The sequence below is a fragment of the Serratia marcescens genome (assembly GCF_006715005.1).
In the GTDB taxonomy this organism is placed as follows: Bacteria; Pseudomonadota; Gammaproteobacteria; order Enterobacterales; family Enterobacteriaceae; genus Serratia; species Serratia montpellierensis.
Genome location: NZ_VFMJ01000001.1, coordinates 1,725,637 through 1,750,922, shown reverse-complemented (window position 1 = coordinate 1,750,922; position 25,286 = coordinate 1,725,637). Strand labels below are relative to the sequence as shown.

General features: G+C 59.8%; 24 protein-coding genes. 16 read left to right on the top strand and 8 right to left on the bottom strand.

Annotated elements, in window-relative coordinates:
* The first annotated feature begins 122 nt into the window (after nt 1-122).
* Both FHU12_RS08360 and ogt read left to right on the top strand, forming a co-directional pair.
* On the top strand, nt 123-434 hold the full coding sequence (locus tag FHU12_RS08360; RefSeq protein WP_141968612.1) for a YmdA family protein: 312 nt from the start codon (nt 123-125) through the stop codon (nt 432-434).
* A gap of 219 nt (nt 435-653) precedes the next feature.
* The gene (ogt, locus tag FHU12_RS08355) at nt 654-1,184 is read left to right on the top strand and encodes a methylated-DNA--[protein]-cysteine S-methyltransferase (protein ID WP_060418648.1); all 531 of its coding nucleotides are present in this window, start codon (nt 654-656) and stop codon (nt 1,182-1,184) included.
* Here the strand turns inward: ogt and FHU12_RS08350 are convergent.
* Both FHU12_RS08350 and FHU12_RS08345 read right to left on the bottom strand, forming a co-directional pair.
* Nucleotides 1,181-1,708: a glycine zipper family protein gene (locus FHU12_RS08350; RefSeq protein ID WP_141968610.1), complete on the bottom strand. Its 528-nt coding sequence runs from the start codon at nt 1,706-1,708 to the stop codon at nt 1,181-1,183. The two genes, ogt and FHU12_RS08350, sit on opposite strands and share 4 nt — an antisense overlap.
* A 16-nt stretch (nt 1,709-1,724) precedes the next feature.
* Nucleotides 1,725-2,060: a hypothetical protein gene (locus tag FHU12_RS08345; protein WP_141968608.1), complete on the bottom strand. Its 336-nt coding sequence runs from the start codon at nt 2,058-2,060 to the stop codon at nt 1,725-1,727.
* A 392-nt stretch (nt 2,061-2,452) separates the two neighbouring features.
* Between FHU12_RS08345 and fnr the strand changes: the two genes are divergently transcribed.
* Nucleotides 2,453-3,217 (top strand): fumarate/nitrate reduction transcriptional regulator Fnr, encoded by a 765-nt coding sequence (gene fnr, locus FHU12_RS08340; protein WP_004938278.1) that lies wholly within the window; start codon nt 2,453-2,455, stop codon nt 3,215-3,217.
* A 126-nt stretch (nt 3,218-3,343) separates the two neighbouring features.
* On the top strand, nt 3,344-4,306 hold the full coding sequence (gene uspE, locus FHU12_RS08335) for a universal stress protein UspE (protein WP_063989987.1): 963 nt from the start codon (nt 3,344-3,346) through the stop codon (nt 4,304-4,306).
* A gap of 57 nt (nt 4,307-4,363) precedes the next feature.
* On the opposite strand, the gene pntB is transcribed toward uspE, so the two are convergent.
* Together pntB and pntA are read right to left on the bottom strand one after the other, a co-directional pair.
* Nucleotides 4,364-5,758 carry a Re/Si-specific NAD(P)(+) transhydrogenase subunit beta gene (gene pntB, locus FHU12_RS08330; protein ID WP_025302964.1) on the bottom strand — a complete coding sequence of 465 codons (1,395 nt, stop codon included), beginning with the start codon at nt 5,756-5,758 and terminating at the stop codon, nt 4,364-4,366.
* Nucleotides 5,759-5,768: 10 nt separating this feature from the next.
* Nucleotides 5,769-7,298, bottom strand: coding sequence for a Re/Si-specific NAD(P)(+) transhydrogenase subunit alpha (pntA, locus tag FHU12_RS08325; protein WP_141968606.1), 1,530 nt, complete (start codon nt 7,296-7,298; stop codon nt 5,769-5,771).
* 537 nt (nt 7,299-7,835) lie between these two features.
* Here pntA and ydgH point away from each other — a divergent pair.
* The 4 genes from ydgH (at nt 7,836) to FHU12_RS08305 (ending at nt 11,560) form a co-directional block, all read left to right on the top strand.
* Entirely contained in the window at nt 7,836-8,786 is a 951-nt protein-coding gene (gene ydgH, locus FHU12_RS08320) for a DUF1471 family protein YdgH (RefSeq protein ID WP_141968604.1), read from the top strand.
* A 244-nt stretch (nt 8,787-9,030) separates the two neighbouring features.
* Nucleotides 9,031-10,422: an amino acid permease gene (locus FHU12_RS08315; RefSeq protein ID WP_141968602.1), complete on the top strand. Its 1,392-nt coding sequence runs from the start codon at nt 9,031-9,033 to the stop codon at nt 10,420-10,422.
* A 223-nt stretch (nt 10,423-10,645) separates the two neighbouring features.
* Nucleotides 10,646-11,131 carry a DUF2753 family protein gene (locus FHU12_RS08310; RefSeq protein WP_141968600.1) on the top strand — a complete coding sequence of 162 codons (486 nt, stop codon included), beginning with the start codon at nt 10,646-10,648 and terminating at the stop codon, nt 11,129-11,131.
* A 33-nt stretch (nt 11,132-11,164) separates the two neighbouring features.
* Nucleotides 11,165-11,560, top strand: coding sequence for a pyridoxamine 5'-phosphate oxidase family protein (locus tag FHU12_RS08305; protein ID WP_141968598.1), 396 nt, complete (start codon nt 11,165-11,167; stop codon nt 11,558-11,560).
* Between the two features lie 101 nt (nt 11,561-11,661).
* Here the strand turns inward: FHU12_RS08305 and FHU12_RS08300 are convergent, their stop codons facing one another.
* Nucleotides 11,662-12,072, bottom strand: coding sequence for a hypothetical protein (locus FHU12_RS08300; protein WP_141968596.1), 411 nt, complete (start codon nt 12,070-12,072; stop codon nt 11,662-11,664).
* Between the two features lie 184 nt (nt 12,073-12,256).
* Here FHU12_RS08300 and folM point away from each other — a divergent pair, with 184 nt between their 5' ends.
* The 4 genes from folM (at nt 12,257) to FHU12_RS08280 (ending at nt 16,616) form a co-directional block, all read left to right on the top strand.
* On the top strand, nt 12,257-12,979 hold the full coding sequence (folM, locus tag FHU12_RS08295; protein ID WP_141968594.1) for a dihydromonapterin reductase: 723 nt from the start codon (nt 12,257-12,259) through the stop codon (nt 12,977-12,979).
* 75 nt (nt 12,980-13,054) lie between these two features.
* Entirely contained in the window at nt 13,055-13,780 is a 726-nt protein-coding gene (rstA, locus tag FHU12_RS08290) for a two-component system response regulator RstA (RefSeq protein ID WP_141968592.1), read from the top strand.
* A complete protein-coding gene (rstB, locus tag FHU12_RS08285) occupies nt 13,777-15,081 on the top strand; it encodes a two-component system sensor histidine kinase RstB (RefSeq protein ID WP_141968590.1) in 1,305 nt (434 codons plus the stop codon). Before rstA ends, rstB begins: the two co-directional genes overlap by 4 nt.
* 35 nt (nt 15,082-15,116) lie before the next feature.
* Nucleotides 15,117-16,616 carry a carboxypeptidase M32 gene (locus FHU12_RS08280; protein ID WP_141968588.1) on the top strand — a complete coding sequence of 500 codons (1,500 nt, stop codon included), beginning with the start codon at nt 15,117-15,119 and terminating at the stop codon, nt 16,614-16,616.
* A 166-nt stretch (nt 16,617-16,782) separates the two neighbouring features.
* Here FHU12_RS08280 and FHU12_RS08275 read toward each other — a convergent pair whose 3' ends face one another.
* Nucleotides 16,783-17,688, bottom strand: coding sequence for an alpha/beta fold hydrolase (locus tag FHU12_RS08275; RefSeq protein ID WP_141968586.1), 906 nt, complete (start codon nt 17,686-17,688; stop codon nt 16,783-16,785).
* Nucleotides 17,689-17,873: 185 nt separating this feature from the next.
* Between FHU12_RS08275 and asr the strand changes: the two genes are divergently transcribed.
* The 3 genes from asr to FHU12_RS08265 all read left to right on the top strand — a co-directional run bounded on the left by asr (nt 17,874) and on the right by FHU12_RS08265 (nt 19,256).
* Entirely contained in the window at nt 17,874-18,149 is a 276-nt protein-coding gene (asr, locus tag FHU12_RS08270) for an acid resistance repetitive basic protein Asr (RefSeq protein ID WP_025302975.1), read from the top strand.
* Between the two features lie 86 nt (nt 18,150-18,235).
* A complete protein-coding gene (gene ydgU, locus FHU12_RS27625; protein WP_455677416.1) occupies nt 18,236-18,316 on the top strand; it encodes a small membrane protein YdgU in 81 nt (26 codons plus the stop codon).
* 127 nt (nt 18,317-18,443) lie between these two features.
* Nucleotides 18,444-19,256: a trypsin-like serine peptidase gene (locus tag FHU12_RS08265; RefSeq protein WP_141968584.1), complete on the top strand. Its 813-nt coding sequence runs from the start codon at nt 18,444-18,446 to the stop codon at nt 19,254-19,256.
* 38 nt (nt 19,257-19,294) lie between these two features.
* Here FHU12_RS08265 and FHU12_RS08260 read toward each other — a convergent pair whose 3' ends face one another.
* Complete coding sequence (locus tag FHU12_RS08260) at nt 19,295-20,071, bottom strand: AraC family transcriptional regulator (protein ID WP_141968582.1); 777 nt, start codon at nt 20,069-20,071, stop codon at nt 19,295-19,297.
* A gap of 101 nt (nt 20,072-20,172) precedes the next feature.
* Here FHU12_RS08260 and FHU12_RS08255 point away from each other — a divergent pair, with 101 nt between their 5' ends.
* Nucleotides 20,173-21,330, top strand: a complete 1,158-nt coding sequence (locus tag FHU12_RS08255) for an MFS transporter (RefSeq protein ID WP_141968580.1) — start codon at nt 20,173-20,175, stop codon at nt 21,328-21,330.
* Here the strand turns inward: FHU12_RS08255 and hrpA are convergent.
* Nucleotides 21,308-25,195 carry an ATP-dependent RNA helicase HrpA gene (gene hrpA / locus FHU12_RS08250; RefSeq protein ID WP_141968578.1) on the bottom strand — a complete coding sequence of 1,296 codons (3,888 nt, stop codon included), beginning with the start codon at nt 25,193-25,195 and terminating at the stop codon, nt 21,308-21,310. The two genes, FHU12_RS08255 and hrpA, sit on opposite strands and share 23 nt — an antisense overlap.
* Between the last annotated feature and the right edge of the window lie 91 nt (nt 25,196-25,286).

Here is a 25,286-nt window from a genome sequence, read left to right as displayed (position 1 = left end):
ATGCAGGCAGTAGGATTCTTGCCCATTCGTTTTTTATTTCGCCAGGCGAAATAGCTTATTTGATGAAAGCAAGCACGCTTGTTTTTTAATTGGCAGTGTTTTTACTCTGAGAGGAACAGCGTATGAACCATTACTTAGCCGTATTAAGCGCATTGGTCATTCTGCCCTTCGCTCTGCAAGCAAAACCGCTTTCCGGCAGCCAGGTTGCCTCTGGCGTCGTGCGTTTCACCGGCACCATTACCACGCCGGCCTGCACCATCAAACACCAAAACGACCAGCTCATCTCAAACTGCTTCGGTAAAGTGACGGAAAACCGGAATGGTTATATTTCAACGCCGTTAAAAGAGATGCCAAAAGAATTAGTCTCTACCGTCACCAGCGAAATAGTGAATAACGACCCACATTTAAAACGCGTAACCATCAACTATAAGTAACCCCAAAGCGTTAATGCTTGATGAAATAATAAACAAGACATAACTTGTATCGGTAACTTATAAATTTAATTTATAGATTTAACGAACAATGACGATCTGCCTTACCGTGCGCCGGCTATTCGGGCAACCCTGCGGTTGCCCATCAGCATGTCCGAAATCCGCCATCGTCTCCCTCCGTTTCATGCGATAATCGCCTTACTAAACCGAGGAGTGATCCAGATGCAGACTTTTTTGATTGATCGTACCGCTACGCCGGTGGGAGAACTGGTGCTGATTGCCGATGAACAGGGGCGCCTGCGGGCGATTGACTGGACCGATCACGAAGCGCGCCTGATGAAGCTGCTGAATACCCACTACCGCGCCGATCGCTTCACCCTGCGCGAACAGCGCGATCCCAGCGGGCTGACCGACGCCATGCAACGCTATTTCGCCGGGGAACTGGGCATTATCGATCGGTTGCCGGTGATGACCGCCGGCACCGAGTTCCAACGAACCGTGTGGCAACAGCTGCGCCAAATCCCCTGCGGCGAGATCCTGACCTACGGCCAACTGGCGCAACGCATCGGCCGTCCGACCGCCTCGCGCGCGGTCGGCATGGCCAACGGTTCAAATCCGATCAGCATCGTGGTGCCCTGCCACCGGGTGATCGGTTCACAGGGCGCGCTGACCGGCTATGCCGGCGGCGTACAGCGCAAACAGTGGCTGCTGCAGCACGAAGGCTACCTGCCGCAGGATCTGCTCTCGCGCTAACGCGGCACATAGTCAGGCGGTACGCCCTCCGCCGGGGCGGCGGGATAGTAGTCCGGCGGCACCGGCGATGAGGTGGCCTCACCATAACCGTAGGCCACCGGCACCTTGTTGCCTTTGGCGTACATGCACTGCGTATACACGGTATCGTAGCGGTCTTGCAGGTCATCGCTGCTGCGCCAGGCTGAGTTATTGGCCATCGCGCTGCCGACCAGCAACCCGCCGCCCGCGCCGATCAGCGCGCCGGGGCCGGCATGACCGGATGCCGCGCCGATCAACGCCCCGGCCGCCGCGCCGACGGCCGTTCCCGCCACCGCCGTCCCCGTCGCCGAATTGGCCGCCGTTTGCGCGCCGCCGCCGAGGCTGTTTTGTGCATAGCCGCGGCACATGGCCTCATCGCGATTGAATTGTTCGTAACTTTTCCCCGTACCGGGTAGCGCAGTGACCCCCGGCCCGGAAGGCGCAGAGACGCAGCCGGCCAACAGCCCGGCCAGCGCCACTAGCGGGAAAGCAAAAGAGTGTCTCATCACGCACCGCCTTTAATCACCGGGAGAACGGACCGTCTGGCACCACTTTCATCCAACCGTCGGGACAGCGCGGTACCTGCGGGTAATAGCCCGCCGGACGGCGGCAGTAGTAGGCGTAGCTCGGCGGCTTTTCAATATAGGTCTGCGGTGGCGGCGGTGTGACATACACCACCGGTGGCGGCGGATAATAGAGCGGCGGCGGCCCCCAGGGCACGCCGATCACCACGCGCGGCCCACCATAGTAATAGCCATGCCGGTAGTAGCCGTGGCCGTAATAGCCGTGGGCGAAGGCGGCTGCGCTGGCCGTCATCAACACCCCGGCAACCGCCATCAACAATATGCGCTTTTTCATCATCCACTCCCGAACAGGATTGTTCAGCTGCCTTTTTGACCTTCAGCTTAACGCCGACGCCGCGCGGCTTTGCGGTGAGGATTCAGATGAATGCGACAAGCTTTCGCCAGCAGATGTGTCAAAGGATGATTGATTCACGTCGCTAAAATTCGCCGATGCACGCCGCAAAGGCCGCTCGCGGCGATTGCCCGGCTCGCGCCGCCGCGAAGACAATCGCACGTTGCCCATAAGTGCCAAATAAATCTAGCGACTTCAGCGCAATACAGAATAATCGGCGGCATGTGTGCGCAAAATTCGCACACAATACCCCTATTCATGCTAATGCCACCCTTATCAGCTGCAGCAAAAGATGTTAAAATTGACTCATATCAATTATTGAATGAGCGTAATCTATGATCCCGGAAAAACGCGTGATTCGTCGTATCCAGTCTGGTGGTTGTGCGATCCATTGCCAGGACTGCAGCATCAGCCAGCTGTGCATTCCTTTCACCCTTAATGCTCACGAGCTGGACCAGCTCGACAACATTATCGAGAGGAAAAAGCCCATCCAGAAAGGCCAGACCCTGTTCAAGGCCGGCGACGAGCTGAAATCGCTGTACGCGATCCGTTCCGGGACCATCAAAAGCTACACCATCACCGAGCAAGGCGACGAGCAAATCACCGGTTTCCACCTGGCGGGTGACCTGGTGGGCTTCGATGCCATCGGCGGCCTGAAGCACCCGAGCTTCGCCCAGGCGCTGGAAACCTCGATGGTGTGCGAGATCCCGTTCGAGACCCTCGACGATCTGTCCGGCAAAATGCCTAACCTGCGTCAGCAGATCATGCGGCTGATGAGCGGCGAGATCAAAGGCGATCAGGACATGATCCTGCTACTGTCGAAGAAAAACGCCGAAGAGCGCCTGGCGGCGTTCGTTTACAACCTGTCGCGCCGCTTTGCGGAGCGCGGTTTCTCACCACGCGAGTTCCGTTTGACCATGACCCGCGGCGACATCGGCAACTACCTCGGCCTGACGGTGGAAACCATCAGTCGTCTGCTGGGCCGCTTCCAGAAAAGCGAAATCCTCAGCGTGAAAGGCAAATACATCACCATCGAAAACGCCGACGCCCTGTCGGTGCTGGCCGGCACGCCGCGCATCAACGTGACCGTCAACGCCTGATCCCCCTGCCGGATCAACATTTCCCCGAAATTGTTGATCCGGCACGCTTCTGTTGTTGTTCTGTTTTTCAATGTTGGGTTACTCTGTAAATTAACAGACTGTTGATTTCAGCTGTAAGGAGGCCCTATGGCGAAGTATCAGAATCTTCTGGTGGCTATTGACCCCAATCAGGACGATCAGCCGGCATTGCGCCGCGCCGTGTACCTGGTAAAACGGAACGGCGGGCGCATCAAAGCCTTCCTGCCCATTTATGACTTCTCTTACGAAATGACGACCCTGCTCTCTCCGGATGAAAGAACGGCGATGCGGCAAGGTGTGATCAGCCAACGCGCCGCCTGGATCAACGAGCAGTGTCGTTTCTATCTCAACGACGGCGTGCCGATCGAAATCAAAGTGGTCTGGCATAACCGTCCCTTCGAAGCCATTATTCAGGAAGTGCTGTCCGGCCAACATGACCTGCTGCTGAAAATGGCGCACCAGCATGACCGGCTGGAATCGGTGATCTTCACTCCCACCGACTGGCACCTGCTGCGCAAATGCCCTTGCCCGGTATGGATGGTGAAAGACCAGCCTTGGCCGGAAGGCGGCAAAGCGCTGGTGGCGGTCAACCTGGCCAGCGAAGAACCCTATCACGACCCGCTCAATATCAAACTGGTGCAAGAAACCGTTGAACTGGCAGAAAACGTCAACCAGACCGAGGTTCACCTGGTTGGTGCCTACCCCGTTACCCCGATCAACATTGCCATCGAATTGCCCGACTTTGACCCAAGCGTCTACAATGACGCCATTCGCGGCCAGCACCTGATCGCCATGAAGGCGCTGCGACAGAAATTCTGCATTAAGGAAGAGTTCACCCACGTAGAAAAAGGCCTGCCGGAGGAGGTGATCCCCGATCTGGCCGAACACCTGCAGGCCGGCGTGGTGGTTCTGGGCACGTTGGGCCGCACCGGCATTTCAGCGGCCTTTATCGGCAACACTGCGGAACATGTGATCGACCATCTGAAATGCGATCTGCTGGTGATTAAACCGGAAAACTTCAACTGCCCGATCGAGGCGGATGAAGACGATGAGCACGACGACGAAGATTAGCCTTCACGCATAAAAAAACGGGCCGCTAATAAGCGGCCCGTTTTTTTGGTTGCTCAACTACTTCTGCAACGCCCGCAGAATCGCCTCCACGCTGTCTTTGGCATCGCCAAACAGCATTTGGGTATTCTCCTTGAAGAACAGTGGGTTCTGCACGCCGGCGTAGCCGGTGTTCATCGAGCGTTTGAATGCGATCACGTTCTGCGCCTTCCACACTTCCAATACCGGCATGCCGGCGATCGGGCTGCGCGGATCTTCCAGTGCCGCCGGGTTCACCGTGTCGTTGGCACCGATCACCAGCACGGTGTCGGTATCCGGGAAATCTTCGTTGATTTCATCCATCTCCAGCACCACGTCGTACGGCACTTTAGCCTCCGCCAGCAGCACGTTCATGTGGCCCGGCAAACGCCCCGCGACCGGGTGAATGCCGAAGCGCACCTTCACGCCGCGCGCCCGCAGTTTCTCGGTGATTTCCGCCACCGGATATTGCGCCTGCGCCACCGCCATGCCGTAACCCGGGGTGATGATCACCGAGGTGGAGTTCTTCAGCTGCTCGGCTACCTCTTCCGCCGTGGTTTCACGGTATTCGCCCATCTCTTCGGCATCGCCGGTAGACGAACCGTCACTGCCGAAACCGCCGGCGATCACGCTGATAAACGAGCGGTTCATTGCCTTACACATAATGTAAGACAGGATCGCCCCCGACGAGCCCACCAGCGCGCCGGTGACGATCAGCAGATCGTTGCTCAGCATGAAGCCCGCCGCGGCCGCCGCCCACCCCGAATAGGAGTTGAGCATCGACACCACCACCGGCATGTCGGCGCCGCCGATCGAAGCCACCAGATGCCAGCCGAACGCCAGTGCGATCGCCGTCATCAGCAGCAGCGTCACCACCTGCCAGCCCACGCTGTCGGCGCGCACGAACGCGACCAGCAGCAGGAACGAGATCACCAGCGCCGCCAGATTCAGCTTGTGGCGGTTCGGCAGCATCAGCGGCTTGGAAGAGATGATGCCGCGCAGCTTACCGAAGGCGACGATCGACCCGGTGAAAGTCACCGCACCGATAAAGATGCCGAGGAACACTTCGGTCAGATGGATATTCGCCATCACCGGTTCCATCGGCGCGCCGTGATCCAGGTAGCTGTTGAAACCGACCAGCACCGCAGCCAGGCCAACGAAGCTGTGCAGCACCGCCACCAGCTCCGGCATTTCGGTCATCTCGACCTTCTTGGCCAGATAGACGCCGATCGAGCCGCCGATGATCATGGCAATGATGATCCAGCCGACGTTGCCGGAATCCGGCCCCAGAATGGTGGCGATCAGCGCGATCGCCATACCGGCGACGCCGAACAGGTTGCCCTGCTTCGACGTTTCATGACGCGACAGGCCCGCCAGGCTGAAAATAAACAAAATAGCGGCAACAATGTATGCAGCTGTAACCAATCCTCCAGACATTTGCTACCCCTTAGTTCTTGCGGAACATCTTCAGCATGCGCTGAGTGACGGTGAACCCACCGAAAATATTGATGCTGGCGATCAGCACGGCGATAAAGGAGAGGAAACTCACCCAGCCGCCATGGCCGATCTGCAACAGCGCACCGACCACGATAATCCCTGAGATCGCGTTGGTGACCGACATCAACGGGGTATGCAGCGCATGGCTGACGTTCCAGACCACGTAGTAACCGACCACGCAGGCCAGCGCGAACACGGTAAAGTGCGACAGGAACTCTTTCGGCGCCGCGTCCGCCAGCCAGCCGAACAGCAGGATCGCCAGGGCCATCAGGCCGTACTTCAGCCACGGTGAGGTCGGCTTGGCTTCGGGTTTGGCCACCGGTGCGGCGGCAGGCGCCGCTTTCGGCTGGGCGGAGACCTGGATCGGCGGCGCCGGCCAGGTGACTTCACCGCTGCGCACTACGGTAACGCCGCGGATCACCGTATCGTCGAAATCGATATCGATCTCGCCGTTTTTCTCTTTCGACAGCAGCTTCAGCAGGTTGACCAGATTAGTGCCGTACAGCTGCGAAGATTGGGTCGGCAAGCGGCTCGGCAGGTCGGTATAGCCGATGATTTTCACGCCGTTGTCGGTCACGGTAATGGTGTCCGCCACGGTCAGCTCGCAGTTGCCGCCGGTTTGCGCCGCCAGATCGACGATCACGCTGCCCGGCTTCATCGACGCCACCATCTCTTTGGTGATGAGCTTCGGCGCCGGTTTACCCGGGATCAGTGCGGTGGTGACGATGATATCTACCTCTGCCGCCTGCGCGGCGAACAGCGCCATCTCGGCCTTGATAAAGGCTTCGGACATCACTTTGGCGTAGCCGTCGCCGCTGCCCGCTTCCTCTTCAAAATCCAGCTCGAGGAATTCCGCGCCCATGCTCTGCACCTGCTCTTTCACTTCCGGGCGGGTGTCGAAGGCGCGCACGATGGCACCGAGGCTGCCCGCGGCGCCGATCGCCGCCAGGCCGGCCACGCCGGCACCGATGATCATCACCTTGGCCGGCGGCACTTTGCCGGCGGCGGTGATCTGGCCGGTGAAGAAGCGGCCAAACTCATGCGCCGCTTCGACGATCGCGCGGTAGCCGGCGATGTTGGCCATCGAGCTCAGCGCATCCATCGACTGGGCGCGCGAGATGCGCGGCACCGAGTCCATCGCCAGCGCGGTGACGTTGCGCGCCGCCAGCTTGGCCATCAATTCGGGGTTTTGTGCCGGCCAGATAAAGCTGACCAGCGTGCTGCCTTCGCGCATCAAGGCGATCTCGTCGTCTTGCGGCGCGTTGACTTTCAGGATCAGATCCGACTGCCACACTTCGCTTTCGTCGACCAGCGCCGCACCGGCGGCTTCGTAGGCGACGTCCTCAAAACTGGCCAGTTTGCCCGCCCCGCGTTCAATCGCGACGGTAAAACCCAGCTTCAGCAGTTGTTCCACCGTTTTCGGCGTGGCTGCGACCCGGGCTTCATTGGCCAACCGCTCTCTTGGTACACCAATACGCATAATGTTCCCTTCTCACCTGTCTTGGATGATGTTTATTATTTTCCTGCCCATAGCACGGCGCCAGCGGCGAGCCAGGCGTTAACTTGCCCGCACTGATTTCAGACGCCAACTATAACCTACTGAAAATAAGGTCGATGATCCATAATTGCTTACGCATTCAGCTCTGTTTTTACATAAAAACGCCGCGCGTGATATGACAAATCGCAATTTACTGTGAAAAAACCCATACAGAACAGCGTATTCTGCGTGGCAAGAGGTTTACGCCCGGCGTAACGAATTATGGCCACGCGCGGCGGAAAAGCATAAAAGTTATCATTTTGTGAATAATTAACATTAATGACACCAAGGCCGTTATTATGGAAACTTATGACGGTGGCGCCATCCGTGCGACCCGCGTCACCGTCACCGATTTGTCGCACGGGATAACATAAAATGCTGAGACAGTTTTCAGAATTACATGTAATAATCGACGGCTGAATTACACTTAAACAGTTCAGTACGTTATAAACGTTAATGCGCTAGGCGAAAGGATTTTTTATGAAGCTGAAGACCACGATCATCGCGTCAGCCTTGTTATCACTCACCACGCTGTCTGCTCATGCGGCGCAAGAGTTAACTCCTGAGAAAGCAGCGGCGCTGAAGCCGTTTGATCGCATCACGATTACCGGCCGCTTCAATGCCATCAATGAAGCCGTCGACGCCGTATCCCGCCGTGCAGACAAACTGGGTGCCGATTCCTTCTATATCCAGGACAGCAACAACAGCAACAACGGCGGCAACTGGCGCGTCACCGCAGACCTTTATCATAAAGATGCGCCAGAAGTGAGCAAAACACCAAAATACCGCGTATTTAACGGCGTGAACGAACTGCCTAAAGAGGAAGCCTATCTGCTGGAGCCTTACGATACCGTGAGCGTCAGCGGTTTCTACCGCAGCCAGCCGGACATCAACGACGCCATCTCCAAAGAAGCGAAGAAAAAAGGCGCTGCATCCTTCTTCATCGTGCGCCAGGTTGACGCCAACTCCGGCGGTAACCAGTTCGTCACCGCCTACATCTATAAGGCCGATGCGCCAAAACGCCGCGTGCAGAGCCCGGATGCCATTCCGGCCGATTCTGACGCCGGCCGCGCCGCGCTGGCCGCCGGTGGCGCCGCTGCCGCGAAAGTCGAAATCCCTGGCGTCGCGTCTTCCGGTTCGCCAAGCCGCGACGTAGGCCGTTTCTTCGAAACCCAGTCCTCTACCGGCCAACGCTATACCGTCACGCTGCCTAACGGCACCAAGATCCAGGAAGTGAACAACGTGACCGCCGCGCAGATGGTGCCGTTCGATTCCGTCACCTTCACCGGCCACTTCAACAGCATGACCGATGTCTCCACCGAAGTGGCGAAACGCGCAGCCGAGAAAGGCGCCAAGTACTACCACGTTACCCGTCAGTGGCAGAACAAGAGCGGCGGCAACCTGACCGTCAGCGCCGATCTGTTCAAATAAAACCCGCTTTTCGGTTTACCATCGGGCAGCCCTTGAGCTGCCCGTTTTTATTGCCGCTTTTTTCATCGCACGTTGAATAGTTTTTTGTAAATTCCGCATATTCAATCATTGCATCTCTAATCATCCCTCCGTAAAATTTGCGCCAATTTTTAGGGCTATTGTCTATTCGCTCAGTGGTTGTTAATACATTGTTGCCGCCAAGCAGTTCCCTTCCAGTTGTTTATTCTGCGTTCAGGATCCGTCATTGGAAAAAAAACTCGGTCTTACCGCGCTAACCGCTTTGGTGCTCAGCTCGATGCTGGGCGCCGGCGTGTTCAGTCTGCCGCAAAACATGGCGCAGGTCGCCAGCCCCGCCGCGTTGCTGCTGGGTTGGGGGATCACCGGCGTCGGCATTCTGTTTTTGGCCTTCGCCATGCTGCTGCTTACGCGCCTGCGCCCGGATTTGGACGGCGGCATCTTCACCTACGCCAAAGAGGGATTCGGCGAACTGATGGGGTTCTGCTCCGCCTGGGGTTACTGGCTGTGCGCCGTTATCGCCAACGTTTCGTATCTGGTGATCGTGTTCGCGGCGCTGAGTATTTTCACCGATCGCGGCGGCAACGTGATTCTCGGTGACGGCAATACTTGGCAGGCGCTGATCGCCGAATCCGCCCTGCTGTGGATCGTGCATGCGCTGGTGCTGCGGGGCGTACAAACCGCGGCCAGCATCAATCTGGCCGCCACCCTGGCCAAGCTGCTGCCGCTGGGGATGTTCGCCGTTTTGGCGGCGATCGCCTTCAAAATGGACGTGTTCACGCTGGATTTCAAAGGTATCGCCCTCGGCAAGCCGGTGTGGGAACAGGTCAAGGACACAATGCTGATCACCCTGTGGGTGTTTATCGGCGTGGAAGGCGCCGTGGTGGTTTCCGCCCGCGCCCGCAATAAGAAAGACGTGGGCCGCGCCACCATGCTGGCGGTGCTGTCGGCGCTGGCGGTGTACCTGATGGTCACGCTGCTGTCGCTGGGCGTGGTGCCGCGCAGCGAACTGGCCGACATGCGCAACCCGTCGATGGCGGTGCTGATGGTGGAACTGATCGGCCCGTGGGGGGACGTGATCATCGCCGCCGGTCTGATCATTTCCGTCTGCGGCGCCTACCTGAGCTGGACCATCATGGCGGCGGAAGTGCCGCTGCTGGCCGCACAGCACGGCGCGTTTCCGCGCGTGTTCGGCAAGCAGAATCGCCATCACGCCCCAGCATCTTCGCTGTGGCTGACCAACATCGCGGTGCAGCTGGCGCTGGTACTGATCTGGTTGACCGGCAGCAACTACAACTCGCTGTTGACCATCGCATCAGAAATGATCCTGGTGCCTTACTTCCTGGTCGGCGCGTTTCTGTTTAAGGTCGCATACCGCCGCCGCGACAAACGCTTGATCTTTGCCGCAACCGGCGCCTGCGTCTATGGCTTGTGGCTGCTGTACGCTTCCGGGCTGATGCACCTGCTGATGTCGGTGCTGCTGTATGCGCCGGGCCTGTTGGTGTTCATGTACGCCCGCCATGGCCATCGGGATATCAATCTGCTGAATCGCCTGGAAAAAGGCAGTATCTTCTTGCTGCTGGTGGCCACGCTGCCTGCCGGCTGGTTTATGTTGCACTAAAATAGCCTGCTAATGCGGCTGCCCGTCAGCCGCATTTCGTTACCCTTCTTTCCTCTTTTTTACCTCTCCCCCCGCTGTTGATCGGTCAATTGCCATGCTTGCGATTTCAAATGCAATTAATTATCATTATCATTTATAGCATCACCGGCAGGACATGGATGAGGCCTCCGATGGGAAACATCAGGAGGTCTTGTTAGGACAGACTGAAAATGGAAGGCATTTCATGGCTGAAAAACTGCTGCACGCATTACCCTTGTTTGCCGCCTGGGAAACGTCGATCGCCGAAGGCAACACGGCGTTCAATCAGCAACGCGATCGCCTGGCAATGACGCACTATCAGCAGGCGCTGGAACTCGCTCAGGCGATCCTCGCCGAGAAACCCTGGCTGAATGCGGACTATGCCGCCAGATTTGAAGCGCTGAATATTTTCGAATCAGCCCTTGCCGCGCTGATCGTCACGTTCAACAACATGACCCATCTACGCCTGCGGCAAAAGCCCCTGCGCGGCGTTGAGCCGCACGTGCATCAGGCCCGGCTCGCCATTGAGCAGGTGATGGACGATACCTCGCTGTGCGAACAGATGCAGCAGATCGCCGAGCGGCACCTGCTGCGTTTCCGAATAGAGACGCTGCAGGTGCTGCGCGAACATAAACAGCCGGAAACCGGCGTCTGCGCACCTGCGGCAAACCATTCCGCCACCGTGCATTAACAACGACATCACGACCTGAGGGGTAATCTGCCAATGAATGAATTGAATGACGACATGAAGAAAATGCTGGCCAAACAGCTGCCTGTGCAGGCAACCAGCAGCCCGGATGGCGTGCCCGATATCGGCCCCAAGCGTTCTCTGCGCCTTTATGATGACCGTACGCTGATTTACAACGAAAATACCGGTGGCCAGACGCTGCAAAATATCAGGGAAGGATCGAAAATGGCCGTTGTGGTCATCGATCGCGAGGCGCTGGACGGTTACCGCTTCATCGGCACGCCCGAACTGTTTCTGGCGGGCAAGCCGTTTGACGAGGCGCTGGCATTTGCAGAAAAAAATGGAATGAAACCGCCGAAATACGCGGTGCTTATTCATATAGACAGTATTTATACCCTGCGCTCCGGTCCTAATGCCGGGACCCGACTTTAGACGGCAAGCGTTGCGCGGCATGGGGTTTCACGTTCATGGTTAGGCCATCGCGGTCAGTCAATTGCCTAACCATGAACGGGCGGCCGGGTCGATGCACCCGGTCAGCTTTTAGGGGGAATGGTGACGGTCATGCGCTCACCCACCAGGGCAATCGCGATGCCTTCCGCGCACTCTTTCTGAATGGCCGCCAGCTGTTGCGCCTCCAGCGCATAGGGCAACTGAATATCAAATACCGTCAGGCCCTGCTGCTGCGCCAGGTCAATCAGGCGCACGATATTGGTTTCATCGCTAACCTGCGTTGACACCACCTGCAGCGCCAGATCTTTCAACTGCTCTTTGCGCGTTTGTGACGTGGTCACGCGCGATTTCAACACCATGCCGAAGATCGGCATCACACCATAAATAGCATCAACAAAGCGCCAGTGCTTCCTGCACGATGCGGACAGAAAATCCATGTAGTCGAAACAGATTTTCTCACTGCGCGCGATGGATGCAAGGTGATTGCTGTTCATCCCCTCATTCCTCTCATGGCCAGTGTTAACCCGTGGTCTTTCAAGCCGCCGCCGGGCGACAACCTGAAATGCATTGGGGATCTTACATCCAGAAATGGATAATCATGCGAAGCTTTAACGACTTTCCGCCGTATAATGGCATAATTCCCCTATTGTTTGCCAGTCTGTCCAGGAGCTTTAATCAATGGAACACCCCAACTCTGCCCCGGTGCTGATTACCGGCGGCGCGCGGCGCATCGGGCTGGCGCTCGCCAAAGCGTTTCTCGAGCGCGGCGTTCCCGTCATCATCGCCTATCGCAGCGAATATCCGGCGATGGCCGAGTTGAAAGCCTTGGGCGCCTGCTGCATTCAGGGCGATTTTTCCACGCACGAAGGCATCTACCGTTTCGCCGATCGGGTACGGCAAGTGGCACCCAAACTGCGCGCGGTGATACACAATGCCAGCGCCTGGCAAGCCGAGTCGCCGGAGGTGCCGCCGGAGCAGGTAATGGCGGCGATGCTGCAAATTCACGTCTATACGCCCTATTTGCTCAACCAGCTGCTCGAATCCTGCCTGACCGGCCAGGGCCAGGCAGGCGCGGACATTATCCATCTGACCGACTACGTGGTGGAAAAAGGCAGCGACAAACACATCGCCTACGCCGCCAGCAAGGCCGCGCTGGACAATATGACCCGATCGTTCGCCCGTAAGCTGGCGCCAGAGGTCAAGGTCAACGCCATCGCGCCGGCGCTGATCATCTTCAATGCGGGCGACGATGAAGCCTATCGCCAACAGGCGCTGGCGAAGTCGCTGATGAAGGTCGCGCCGGGCGAGAGCGAGGTGGTCAATCTGGTGAACTATCTGCTGGAAAGCCGCTACGTGACCGGCCGCACCCACGGCGTCGACGGCGGGCGGCCGCTGCGCTGACGCAAAGATCCGCATGGCGCATCCTCGCAGGCCGCGCTATGCTGAAATCCGCTTTTCTTATTAAAACACGGGCATATGCATAAAATTGTTTTTGTGGAAGACGATCCTGAAGTCGGCAAACTGATCGCCGCCTATCTGGGCAAACACGACATCGAGGTGCTGATCGAGCCGCGCGGCGACAGCGCGCAGGCGCGCATCGAGCGCGAGCAACCCGATTTGGTGCTGCTGGACATCATGCTGCCCGGCAAAGACGGCATGACGCTGTGCCGCGATCTGCGCCCCACCTTCCCCGGCCCGATCGTGCTGCTCACCTCGCTCGACAGCGACATGAACCATATCCTGTCGCTGGAGATGGGCGCCAACGACTATATCCTGAAAACCACGCCGCCGGCGGTGTTGCTGGCGCGCCTGCGTTTGCACCTGCGCCAACACAGCCAGCAGCCGAAAGAAGAGTCGGTTCAGCCGCTCACCCAGCACAACGCGCTGCATTTTGGGCTGCTGTGCATCGATCCGGTCAACCGCCAGGTCACGCTGGGCGAAGAAACGGTCACTCTGTCCACCTCGGATTTCGATCTGCTGTGGGAGCTGGCGACCCACGCCGGACAGATCATGGATCGCGAGGCGTTGCTGAAAAACCTGCGCGGCGTGAGTTACGACGGCATGGATCGCAGCATCGACGTGGCAATCTCGCGCCTGCGCCGCAAACTGTACGACAATGCGCTGGAGCCGTTCCGCATCAAGACCGTGCGCAATAAAGGTTATCTGTTCGCCCCTAACGCCTGGGCATCGGTGCAACAATGAGAAAACTTTTCGTCCAGTTCTTCCTGTTGCTGTTCGTCTGTTTTCTGGTGATGGCGATGCTGGTCGGCCTGGTGTACAAGGTGACCGCCGAGCGCGCCGGCCGCCAGTCGATGGACGATTTGATGAAAAGCTCGCTGTACCTGATGCGCAGCGAGCTGCGCGAAATCCCGCTGAAGGACTGGAACAAGACCATCGCCACGCTGGATCTCAACCTGTCGTTCAAACTGCATATCGAGCCGCTCGGTAAACAGGAACTGAGCGAAGATCTGAAAAAGCGGCTGCGGCTGGGGGAGATCATCGCCCTCGACGATCAATACACCTTTATGCAGCGCATTCCGCGCAGCCACTATGTGTTGGTGGTCGGCCCGATTCCTTATCTGTTCTATCTGCACCAGATGCGCCTGCTGGATCTGGTGTTGCTGGTGTTTATCGGCATGTCGCTGGCGCTGCCGGTGTTTCTATGGATGCGGCCGCACTGGCAAGACCTGCTCAAGCTGGAAAACGCCGCCCAGCGCCTCGGCGCCGGTCATCTGGATGAGCGTACCCACTTTGACCCCACCTCCAGCCTGAGCCGGCTTGGCGTGGCGTTCAATCAGATGGCCGACAACGTCAATACCCTGATCGCCAGCAAGAAACAGCTGATCGACGGCATCGCCCACGAGCTGCGGACGCCGCTGGTGCGCCTGCGTTATCGGCTCGAAATGAGCGATAACCTGTCCGACAGCGAGCAGCAGGCGCTGAACCGCGATATCGGCCAGTTGGAGTCGCTGATCGACGAGCTGCTGACCTACGCCCGTCTGGACCGTCCGCAGGTTGCGTTAAACATTGAACCCATCGATCTGCCAAAGTGGCTCGAGGACAAGGTCGACGATATCCGTCTTATTCATCAGGAACGCGACATCCAGCTCGATATCCCGCACGTCGGCGACTTCGGCGGCGTCGATCTGCGCCTGATGGAACGCGTGCTCGACAACCTGGTCAACAACGCGCTGCGCTATTCCGAGCAGCGCCTGCGTGTGGGCCTGTGGTTTGACGGCGACCTCGCCTGCTTGCAGGTCGAGGATGACGGGCCGGGCATCCCGCCGGAAGAGCGCGAACGGGTGTTCGAACCTTTCGTCCGCCTCGATCCCAGCCGCGATCGCGCCACCGGCGGCTGCGGGCTGGGGCTGGCCATTGTCCATTCCATCGCCGTCGCCTACCAGGGACAGGTGTTCGTCGAAGGCAGTTCGCTCGGCGGCGCCAGCTTCCGTTTCTGCTGGCCGGTGAAGCCGACATTCAGTTTAAAAGCCGATCTGGCGTAATACCGCCGGACCCTTCTCATTGGAGCCGAATAATAATGACATCTGCACATTCCAACACGTCTGCTTACGATCACCTGCGCGCTCTGTTCAGCCGGCTGTCGCGTTTCGGCCACCTGTCCGCCATCGCCGGTTGGGACATGCAGACCATGATGCCGCCGGGCGGCAGCAAGGCGCGCTCCGAAGCGCTGGCCGAGCTGAGCGTGCTGCAGCACCAGATTTTAACGGCGGAAAGCACCGGTGCGCTGTTGGATCGCGCGCAGCAAGAGACGCTGGACGAGCTCGATCGCGCCAATCTGCGCGAAATGCGCCGCCAATATGAGGACGCGGTGCTGCTGCCGGCGTCACTGGTCGAGGCCAAATCGCTGGCCGGCGCGCGCTGCGAACACGCCTGGCGCGCCCAGCGCCCGGCCAACGACTGGGACGGCTTCGCCGAGAACCTGCGCGAAGTGGTCAAACTCAGCCGGGAAGAGGCGCAGATCCGCGCACAGGCGGCCGGCACCAGCCGTTACGACGCCCTGCTCAACCTGTATGAGCCGGGCATGCGCAGCAGCGACCTCAACCGCATCTTCGGCGATCTGAAGACCTGGCTGCCGGATCTGTTGCAGCGCGTGGTGGCCAAACAGGCCAATGAACCTTGCCAGACGCCGCAAGGCCCGTTCAATGTAGACACCCAGCGCCACCTGAGCCTCAGCGTGATGAAACTGCTCGGTTTCAACTTCGACAACGGCCGCGTCGACGTCAGCGCTCACCCATTCTGCGGCGGCGTGCCGGAAGATGTGCGCATCACCACGCGTTACAACGAGAAGGAGTTTCTGACCGCGCTGCTGGGCATCGTGCACGAGACCGGCCACGCCCGCTACGAGCAGAACCTGCCGCGCGATCTGCTCGGCCAGCCGATCGCGCTGGCCCGCTCAACCGCCATCCACGAATCGCAGAGCCTGCTGTTCGAAATGCAGCTGGCGCGCGGCAATGAATTCCTGAAAATCTTGCGTCCGCTGGTCACCGCGCAGTTTGGCGAACAGCCGGCGCTGGAAGAAGCCAACTTCATTCGCCTCAACCAGCGCGTTAAGCCGGGCCTGATCCGCGTCGACGCCGACGAGGTGAGCTATCCTGCCCACGTCATCCTGCGCTACGAAATTGAAAAAGCGTTGATCGAAGGCGAGGTCGAAGTGGAAGACATTCCGGCCTTGTGGAATGAAAAGATGCACGCTTACCTCGGCCTCGACACCATCGGTAATTATCGCAACGGCTGCATGCAGGATATCCACTGGACCGACGGCGCGTTCGGCTACTTCCCGACGTACACCCTCGGCGCAATGTACGCCGCGCAGCTGTTCCACAGCGTGCGCCAGGCCCTGCCTTCGCTGAGCGAGGATATCGCCGCCGGCAATCTGCAGCCGCTGTTCCACTGGTTGCAGCACAACATCTGGCGCCACGGTAGCCGCTTCCCGACCGAGACGCTGATCGCCAACGCGACCGGCGAAGCGCTCAATCCACGCTACTTCCGTCAGCATTTGGAAAACCGCTACCTGTAATCTCTCCTGGCGCGGCCCTGTCGCGCCCTTTTCCCGCCTGCAAGACCGAATAATGCTTCATAACGCACGTACTGTGCCGGCAACGCCTTGGCTATAGAGTGGCGGGTGGCCACTCACCATAAGTATGTTGTAACTAAAATAGTAAAAACGCCGGCGTTCCGGCCTCTCATCCCAGTGCGTGACGGGCGATCATCGCCGCCAGCTGCGGCCTCAACGCGGCCGGCAGGTCATGCCCCATGCCCGGCATAATATGCAATTTGGCGTTGACGACCGCGCGGGCAATCGCCACTCCGCCCGCCTTGCGCACCAGCCGATCGCGATCGCCGTGAATGACCAGCGTCGGTGCAGCGATGCGCCGGCTGTAACGACGCAGATCGCCGCTGCCGAGCAACGCGGAAAGTTGCCGCTGCATGCCTGCCGGATCCACGCCCCGCTTCAGCAGCCGCTTCACCAACGCATCCAATTCCGCCTCTTCCGGCGGGTAAAACCGGGTGCCGAGCGCACGCAGGAAGGCTTTCATACCTTCATGGCGCTGCTGCGGCGTCAAATCGGCCGCGGGCCGGCGCACCAACAGCCACAGCAGCGAAGGCGCCGGCGGCGGTAACAGCGGCTGATTGGTGCTGGAGAACAAGATACATAATGAAGCGACGCGCTGCGGATAGTCGGCGGCCAGCACCTGGGCGATCATCCCCCCCATCGAGGCGCCCAGTACGTGAGCCTGCGGGATGCGCAGGTGATCGAGCAGATGCGCCGCGTCCGTTGCCATGTCCGCCAGGGTATAAGGCACCGGCGTTTGCCAACCGAGCTGGGCGCGCAGCATCAGTAGCCACAGCGGCTGCGCGCGCTGCGCCTGCGTTTTGCCGGAAAGACCGACGTCGCGGTTGTCATAACGGATCACCCGAAACCCCTTGGCCACCAGGGCGCGGCAGAAATCGTCAGGCCACAACAGAAGCTGCGCGCCGATGCCCATGATGAGCAGCAGCGGCGGGTGCGTCTCATCGCCCCAGTCCTCATAGGCCAGCGGCACCTCGCCCTGTTCCGTCACGCCACAGCGAATCGTTATCTCTTTCATTTTAAATCCCTTTTATCGCGCCTGGCGGTCATTATAGCAGCAATCCCCTTTGCCGCCGCCGCCCTGTACATTAGGTTACAAGCCGAAACCAATCACTCACGGAAAGCCGGGCGCCGTTTGCCTACTATCATTTCAACGGCCCCGCAGTGGGGTTGATACCCAAAAGTCATGTTGAGGATTCTGCGATGAAAAAAGTATTAGCTCTGGTTGTTGCCGCTGCAATGGGTCTGTCTTCCGTGGCTTTCGCTGCCGAGGCTGCCACCACCGCACCTGCGGCTACCGCAACCACCGCCACCGCTGCGCCGGCTAAAGCTCAGGTGAAACACCACGGCAAGAAAGCCCCGGTTCAGAAAGCTCAAGCGGCCAAAAAGCATCACAAAAAAGCCGGTAAGAAAGCCCCGGCTCAAAAAGCCCAGGCGGCTAAAAAGCACCACAAGAAAGCCAGCCACAAAAAAGCGTAATGACGTGAGGGTCCCCTCACCGCTTCAGGCTTGACGTGTACGACACCCGGTTCGCCGGGTGTTTTTTCATCGGGGGGTTCTCATTGATGCTGCGCCGCTACCTGTTCGAGATCGTTCTGACCGCCCTGATCCTTTGTGGACTGATCGCCGTCTTTTTTTACCTGTAGCCTGCCGCGTCGCCGGCGGGAAATTATTGAAAAATCAATTATTGCCCATCCACATGGCTGCTAAATCAGTCTATAGTTAGCATTCAGTGTGTTTATGGATGATCCGTATTTGTCAGGCAAGAGATCTATGCGCATATCCGTTTTACCGTTGCTGTGCTTACTCCCACTCATCGCTGCTCAGGCGGCACGCGCCGACGGCCCGTCCAAGGCCGAGCAAACGCGTCTGTTTTTCGGCAAAGATGAAAGAATCAAAGTCACGGATACCGCCGCCCAACCGTGGCAGGCCATTGGCCAGATCGAAACCGCCAGCGGCAATCTGTGTACCGCCACGCTGATCTCCCCGCACCTGGCGTTAACCGCCGGCCACTGCGTGCTGGCACCGCCCGGGCAACTGGATAAGGCCATCGCCCTGCGCTTTGTGGCAGGCGATAAATCCTGGCAGTATCAAACCGGCAATATCGAGACCCTGGTCGACAGCAAGCTGGGCAAAAAGCTGAAGCCGGACGGCGATGGCTGGATCGTGCCGCCCGCCGCTGCCGCCTATGACTTTGCGCTGATCCGTCTGAAAGACAAAAAGCCGCTGCCGATCGCCCCACTGCCGCTGTGGCAAGGCGACAGCAAGGCGCTGACTCAGGCCCTGAAACAGGCCAAACGGCTGATAACCCAAGCGGGTTACCCGGAAGATCATCTGGATGACCTCTACAGCCACCAAAACTGCAAGGTCACCGGCTGGGCCCAGCAAGGCGTACTGTCGCACCAGTGCGATACCCTGCCCGGCGACAGCGGTTCACCGCTGCTGTTGAAAACCGCCGACGGCTGGCAGCTGATCGCCATCCAAAGTTCGGCGCCGGCGGCGAAAGATCGCTATCGCGCCGATAACCGCGCCCTGGCGGTGCCCGGCATCCGCGAAGCGCTGGACGCCCTGGCCGCAGGCAAATAATCCTCTCTCAGCGGCGCATTATGCGCCGTTGTGCTTTATCAGCCCCCTTGCATATAGCGCCGCGGCGTGGTGCCGGTGAACTGACGGAAAAAGGCGATAAACGCGCTGTCGCTGGAAAACCCCAACCGCTGCGCCACCGCGCTGACCGACGGCAACGCCGCCAGCAGCTCGATCGCGCGCATCAGACGCCACTGCTGGCACCACTGCTGATAGCTCAGGCCGGTTTCTCGCTGAAACAGCCGCGTTAGCGTTTTAGCGTGCAGATTCAAGCGCTGCGCCAACGCCGCCAACGCCGGTAACTCGTCGCTCTCCGGCAGCGTGGCCAGCCAGGCGGCAAGACGCCTGTCCTGCGGCAGCCGCAGTTGGGTCTTCTCTCGCTGCGCCCCGCCAAGCTCATTGATCAACACCGCCAGCAAATCGCGCGCCTGGGGCTGCGCCAACGCATAGTCCAGCGGCCAGTGCGCGATGCGCTCGACGATCGCCGCCAACAGCGGGTTCACCGCCAGCACCGCAGCCTGTGGCGGCATGACGGCCGTCAGCGCCGGATCGAAATACAGCGAGCGATAAGCGACGCGGCCGCGCAGCTGCACCCGATGCGCAATGCCGCCCGGTATCCAGACGCTGCGCGTCGGCGGCAAAATCAACCACTGCTGCGCCAACGTGACCGTCATGCACCCCTGCGGCGCATACAGCAGCTGCGAACGCTGATGCCAATGCAGCCCGGAGTCGTGCTCCGTCAGTTCGGCCGCGATGCCAAGCACCGGTGCCGGCAGCCGATCCGGGTCGAACGGGTGATGCTGTTGAATCAGCGCCATCGGATTGTCCTATATCTGTTGTTTTTTGTCCTAATGATTGTAATCGAACAAAACGCCGCTCCCTATACTGGCCGCCTTAACTTTTAGGGAGAATGGGCATCATGCAACGCTTATCTTTACCGCTGCTCGTCACCGCCATCATGACGCCGCAGATCCTGGAAACGCTGTACAGCCCGGCGCTTACCGCCATCCGCAGCGATTTCGGTATCAGCGCCGCGCAGGCCGGGCAGACGTTATCCATCTATTTCTTCGCCTTCGCCCTGGGGGTCGCCTTTTGGGGCGCCTTCTGCGATCGCTTCGGCCGCCGTCCGGCGATGCTGGCCGGCCTGGCGCTCTATCTGGTCGGCGCCGGCATTGCGCTGCTGAGCGGCAGTTTCACGCTGTTGCTGGCCGCCCGTGCGCTGATCGCCTTCGGCGCCGCGGTCGGATCAATCGTCACGCAAACCATGCTGCGTGATGTCTATCAAGGCCCGGCGCTGGGGCGCATGTTCGCGCTGGTCGGCATCGCGCTCTCCATCAGCCCGCTGCTGGGGATGTTTGCCGGCGGCGCGCTGGTCGCCTGGGGCGGCAGCGCTGCGATCTTCATCGCACAGGCAGCCTGGGCGCTGGCGCTGCTGCTGTGGAGCTACGGCACGTTGCCGGAAACGCGGCAGCGGCAGATCGCAACGGACGCCGCACCGGGCATTGCCCTGACGACGATGCTGCGCGATCGGCACATCTGGTGTTCGGCACTGTTGGTCGCCAGCTTCAATATCATGGTGTTCAGCTACTTCAGCCTGGCGCCATTCATGTTCGAAAGGCTGGGATTGAGCAGCCAACAGTTTGGCTACTCGGGCGTGATGCTGGCACTGGGCAGCCTGGCGGGGGCGCTGTTAAACCGCCACCTGCTGGCGCGCGGCGTCAGCGCCAAACGTCAGATCCTGCTGGGGGGATTGCTGGCGGTAGCCAGCGGCGTGGCACTGTTCTGGTGGCAACACAGCCTGTGGATGCTGCTTCCCTGTGGGCTGGTGATGCTGGCATTCGGGTTGGCTATCCCGAATGTGCTGAGCCAGGCGCTGACCCGCTACCGGCAGCAACTCGGCACCGCCGGTGCGTTATTTGGACTGCTGTACTACCTGCTGATCGGTCTGGGGCTGACGATCGCGGCGCGCGGGCAGGATTTGGCCGCCACGCTGCTGCTGTGCGGCCTGTTGAGCCTGTGGTGCGCCGGCAGCTTGCCGGCCGGCGCGCCTGAGCTTAGCCCGAAAGCTGCTCGATAGTTTGCAGAATGCGCTTGTCGGAGATCGGGTAAGGCGTGCCCAGCTGCTGCGCGAACAGGCTGACGCGCAGCTCTTCTATCATCCAGCGCACCGCTTTTACCTCTTCCTCCTGCTGTCGCTTCGGCGGCAGCTTGTTCAGCCACTGCTGCCAGGCCTGCTGCACCTGCTCCACCCGCAACATCTGCGCGCGGTCGCGGTGCGGATCGATAGCCAATTTTTCCAATCGGCGCTCGATCGCCTGCAGGTAACGCAGCGTATCCGGCAGGCGTTTCCACCCGTTGCCGGTCACGAAGCCGCGGTAGACCAGCCCGCCGAGCTGGGTCTTGATGTCCGACAGCGCCAGCGCCAACGACATGTCCACCCGGCCCTTCAGCCGTTTGTTAATGTTGAAGACCGCCGTCAGGATCTGCTCAACCTGCTTGGCCACCTCAACGACCGTGTCGTTCAGCTCGGCGCGGATCTGCTCCTGCAACCGTGCAAAGTCTTCCTCTTGCCAGACCGGGCCGCCGTGTTCGGCGATCAGCTTGTCAATGCCGCACGAAATGCAATCGTCGATCAGCTCCAGCACCTTGCCGTACGGGTTGAAATAGAGCCCCAGCTTGGCCTTGTTCGGCAGCTTTTCATGCAGGTATTTGATCGGCGAAGGAATATTCAGTAGCAGCAGGCGGCGCGTGCCCTGCCACATCGCCTGTTGCTGCTCGCTTTCGCTGTCGAACAGGCGGATCGCCACGCTGTCCTTTTCATCCACCAGCGCCGGGTAAGCCTTCATCGAATAGCCGCCGCGCTTCTGCTCGTAAAACGCCGGCAGTTGGCCAAAGCTCCAGACATGCAGATTGCTCTGCTCCAGCCCGTCGTCGGCCACCGCCGACAGCGTTTCCTGCACCTTCTCTTTCAGCTGCAGGCGCAACGCGGCCAGGTCTTTGCCTTCGCGCAGCGTCTGGTTTTTCTCGCCCACCACGCGGAAGGTCATCTTCAGATGATCGGGCACCTGATCCCACTGCCAGTCATCACGTGACACGGTCACGCCGGTCATGCGCCGCAGCTCGCGCTCCAGTGCGTCCAGCAGCGGCAATTCCAGCGCCGTTACGCGGCCAAGGAACGCCTCGGCGTAGTTCGGTGCCGGCACGAAGTTGCGACGCACCGGCTTCGGCAGCGACTTGATCAGCGCAATCACCAGCTCGCGGCGGATGCCCGGGATCTGCCATTCAAAGCCCTGCTCCTCCACCTGATTGAGGATTGGCAGCGGAATGTGCACCGTCACCCCGTCGGCGTCGGTGCCCGGTTCGAACTGGTAGCTCAGCCGCAGCTTGAGGTTGCCCTGATGCCAGAAGTTCGGGTAGTCGAGCGCGCTGATCTTGTTGGCGCCGTCCTTGATCAGCATCTCTTTTTCGAAGTTCAGCAAGTCCGGCTGCTGTTTGGCCGCGTTCTTCCACCAGCTGTCGAAATGACGGCCGGAAACCACGTCGTTGGGGATGCGGCGATCGTAGAAGCCGAACAGCGTTTCGTCGTCCACCAGAATGTCGCGGCGGCGCGATTTATGCTCCAGCTCCTCCACTTCGGCGCGCAGCTTTTGGTTTTCGCGGAAGAAGGCGTGGCGCGTCTGCCAGTCGCCCTCCACCAGCGCATGGCGAATAAACAGCTCGCGGCACAGCAATGGATCGATGGAGCCGTAGTTGACCTGGCGCGCCGCAACGATCGGCAGACCGAACAGCGTGACCTTTTCGCTGGCCATCACCGCGCCCTGCGACTTCGACCAGTGCGGCTCGCTGTAGCTGTGTTTCACCAGGTGCTGAGCCAGCGGCTCGATCCATTCCGGTTCGATGCGGGCGGCGATGCGTCCCCACAGGCGGCTGGTTTCCACCAGTTCGGCCACCATGGTCCACTTCGGCGGCTTCTTGAACAGGCCGGAGCCGGGGAAGATCGAGAAGCGGGCGTTGCGCGCGCCGGTAAATTCCTGCTTGTCCGCATCCTTCTGGCCAATGTGCGACAGCAAGCCGGTCAGCAGCGCGGTGTGCACGCTGCGGTAGTCGGAAGGCGTGCTGTTGATCGGCAGCCCCAGCTCTTTCACCACCTGGCGCAGCTGGGTATAGATATCCTGCCACTCGCGCACCCGCAGGTAGTTGAGGAAATCGTTGCGGCACAGCCGGCGGAACTGGCTGGAGGAGTTCGCCTTTTGCTGCTCCTGCAGATAATCCCACAGGTTGACGAACGCCAGGAAATCCGAGTCTTTGTCGGCGAAGCGGCGGTGTTTCTCATCCGAGGCCTGCTGCTTGTCCATCGGGCGCTCACGCGGATCCTGAATCGACAGCGCGGCGGTGATGATCATCACCTCGCGCACGCTGCCGCTCTTCTGCGCTTCCAGCACCATACGCGCCAGACGTGGGTCGATCGGCAACTGCGCCAGCTGCCGGCCCTGCGGCGTCAGCTGATAGTGACCGTTGTCGGCGGTAGCGATCGCCCCCAACTCTTCCAACAGGCGCACGCCATCCTGAATATTGCGCTTGTCCGGCGCCTCGACGAACGGAAACGCAGCGATGTCACCCAGCCCCAGCGAGGTCATCTGCAAAATGACCGACGCCAGGTTGGTGCGCAGAATTTCCGGATCGGTAAACGCCGGCCGCGAGAGGAAATCCTGCTCGGAGTACAGACGGATGCACACCCCTTCCGAGACGCGGCCGCAGCGCCCTTTACGCTGGTTGGCGGAGGCCTGCGACACCGGTTCGATCGGCAGGCGCTGCACCTTGGTGCGGAAGCTGTAGCGGCTGATGCGCGCGGTGCCCGGATCGATGACGTACTTGATGCCCGGCACCGTCAGCGAGGTTTCCGCCACGTTGGTGGCCAGCACGATGCGGCGGCCGTGGTGCGACTGGAACACCCGGTTCTGCTCGCTGTTCGACAGGCGCGCGTACAGCGGCAGCACCTCGGTATGCGGCAGATTGAGGCGGTTCAGGGCGTCGGCGGTATCGCGGATCTCGCGCTCGCCGCTCATGAAGATCAGAATGTCGCCCGGTCCTTCGCGCCCAAGTTCGTCCACCGCATCGAAAATCGCCTGCAGCTGGTCGCGATCGGTATCGTCACCGTCGTCGACCACCGGGCGGTAGCGCACCTCCACCGGGTAAGTGCGGCCGGAAACCTCGATGATTGGCGCATTGTTGAAATGGCGCGAGAAGCGCTGCGGATCAATGGTCGCCGAGGTGATGATCACCTTGAGATCCGGGCGCTTCGGCAACAGTTCGCGCAGGTAGCCAAGAATAAAGTCGATGTTGAGGCTGCGCTCATGCGCTTCATCGATGATCAGCGTGTCGTACTGCATCAGCAGGCGGTCCTGCTGAATTTCAGCCAGCAAAATACCGTCGGTCATCAGTTTGACCAGGGTGTTTTCTCCCACCTGATCGTTGAAGCGCACCTTGTAGCCGACGCTGCCGCCGAGCGAGGTTTCCAGCTCGTCGGCAATACGGTTGGCGACGGTGCGCGCCGCCAGACGGCGCGGCTGGGTATGGCCGATCAGCCCTTTCACCCCACGCCCCAACTCCAGGCAAATCTTCGGCAACTGGGTGGTTTTCCCCGAGCCGGTCTCCCCGGCGACGATCACCACCTGGTGATCGCGAATGGCGTTTAAAATGTCCTGCTTTTTTTGGCTGACCGGCAGGCTTTCCGGATAGGTAATGCGCGGACAAGACGCGGCGCGCGCCTGCACTTTTTGCCGCGCCGCCGCGATGTCGCTTTCCACTTCGGCGGCAACCGCCAGCTGGGCATCGGGATTTTTGATTTTTCGTGCGCCCTGCAGGCGACGACGCAGGCGTTGTTGATCGCGGAGCATCAGCTCGCTCAGTTGGGCCGGCAGTGCCTCGAGCGGAGATTTCACGTTCGGTGTTCCTTGTTTCTTCGCCGCCAAGGCCAGGCTTGGCAACGGTTTAATGTTTTTTTAGCGATTTTTTTGCTTTAGCCGCACAGCC

What these genes read in the sequence shown, in the direction of transcription:
- FHU12_RS08360 (WP_141968612.1), top strand. Translation starts at nt 123, where the DNA reads ATGAACCATTACTTAGCCGTATTAAGCGCATTGGTCATTCTGCCCTTC.
- ogt (WP_060418648.1), top strand. Translation starts at nt 654, where the DNA reads ATGCAGACTTTTTTGATTGATCGTACCGCTACGCCGGTGGGAGAACTG.
- FHU12_RS08350 (WP_141968610.1), bottom strand. Translation starts at nt 1,708, where the DNA reads ATGAGACACTCTTTTGCTTTCCCGCTAGTGGCGCTGGCCGGGCTGTTG.
- FHU12_RS08345 (WP_141968608.1), bottom strand. Translation starts at nt 2,060, where the DNA reads ATGAAAAAGCGCATATTGTTGATGGCGGTTGCCGGGGTGTTGATGACG.
- fnr (WP_004938278.1), top strand. Translation starts at nt 2,453, where the DNA reads ATGATCCCGGAAAAACGCGTGATTCGTCGTATCCAGTCTGGTGGTTGT.
- uspE (WP_063989987.1), top strand. Translation starts at nt 3,344, where the DNA reads ATGGCGAAGTATCAGAATCTTCTGGTGGCTATTGACCCCAATCAGGAC.
- pntB (WP_025302964.1), bottom strand. Translation starts at nt 5,758, where the DNA reads ATGTCTGGAGGATTGGTTACAGCTGCATACATTGTTGCCGCTATTTTG.
- pntA (WP_141968606.1), bottom strand. Translation starts at nt 7,298, where the DNA reads ATGCGTATTGGTGTACCAAGAGAGCGGTTGGCCAATGAAGCCCGGGTC.
- ydgH (WP_141968604.1), top strand. Translation starts at nt 7,836, where the DNA reads ATGAAGCTGAAGACCACGATCATCGCGTCAGCCTTGTTATCACTCACC.
- FHU12_RS08310 (WP_141968600.1), top strand. Translation starts at nt 10,646, where the DNA reads ATGGCTGAAAAACTGCTGCACGCATTACCCTTGTTTGCCGCCTGGGAA.
- FHU12_RS08305 (WP_141968598.1), top strand. Translation starts at nt 11,165, where the DNA reads ATGAATGAATTGAATGACGACATGAAGAAAATGCTGGCCAAACAGCTG.
- FHU12_RS08300 (WP_141968596.1), bottom strand. Translation starts at nt 12,072, where the DNA reads ATGAACAGCAATCACCTTGCATCCATCGCGCGCAGTGAGAAAATCTGT.
- folM (WP_141968594.1), top strand. Translation starts at nt 12,257, where the DNA reads ATGGAACACCCCAACTCTGCCCCGGTGCTGATTACCGGCGGCGCGCGG.
- rstA (WP_141968592.1), top strand. Translation starts at nt 13,055, where the DNA reads ATGCATAAAATTGTTTTTGTGGAAGACGATCCTGAAGTCGGCAAACTG.
- rstB (WP_141968590.1), top strand. Translation starts at nt 13,777, where the DNA reads ATGAGAAAACTTTTCGTCCAGTTCTTCCTGTTGCTGTTCGTCTGTTTT.
- FHU12_RS08280 (WP_141968588.1), top strand. Translation starts at nt 15,117, where the DNA reads ATGACATCTGCACATTCCAACACGTCTGCTTACGATCACCTGCGCGCT.
- FHU12_RS08275 (WP_141968586.1), bottom strand. Translation starts at nt 17,688, where the DNA reads ATGAAAGAGATAACGATTCGCTGTGGCGTGACGGAACAGGGCGAGGTG.
- asr (WP_025302975.1), top strand. Translation starts at nt 17,874, where the DNA reads ATGAAAAAAGTATTAGCTCTGGTTGTTGCCGCTGCAATGGGTCTGTCT.
- ydgU (WP_455677416.1), top strand. Translation starts at nt 18,236, where the DNA reads ATGCTGCGCCGCTACCTGTTCGAGATCGTTCTGACCGCCCTGATCCTT.
- FHU12_RS08265 (WP_141968584.1), top strand. Translation starts at nt 18,444, where the DNA reads ATGCGCATATCCGTTTTACCGTTGCTGTGCTTACTCCCACTCATCGCT.
- FHU12_RS08260 (WP_141968582.1), bottom strand. Translation starts at nt 20,071, where the DNA reads ATGGCGCTGATTCAACAGCATCACCCGTTCGACCCGGATCGGCTGCCG.
- FHU12_RS08255 (WP_141968580.1), top strand. Translation starts at nt 20,173, where the DNA reads ATGCAACGCTTATCTTTACCGCTGCTCGTCACCGCCATCATGACGCCG.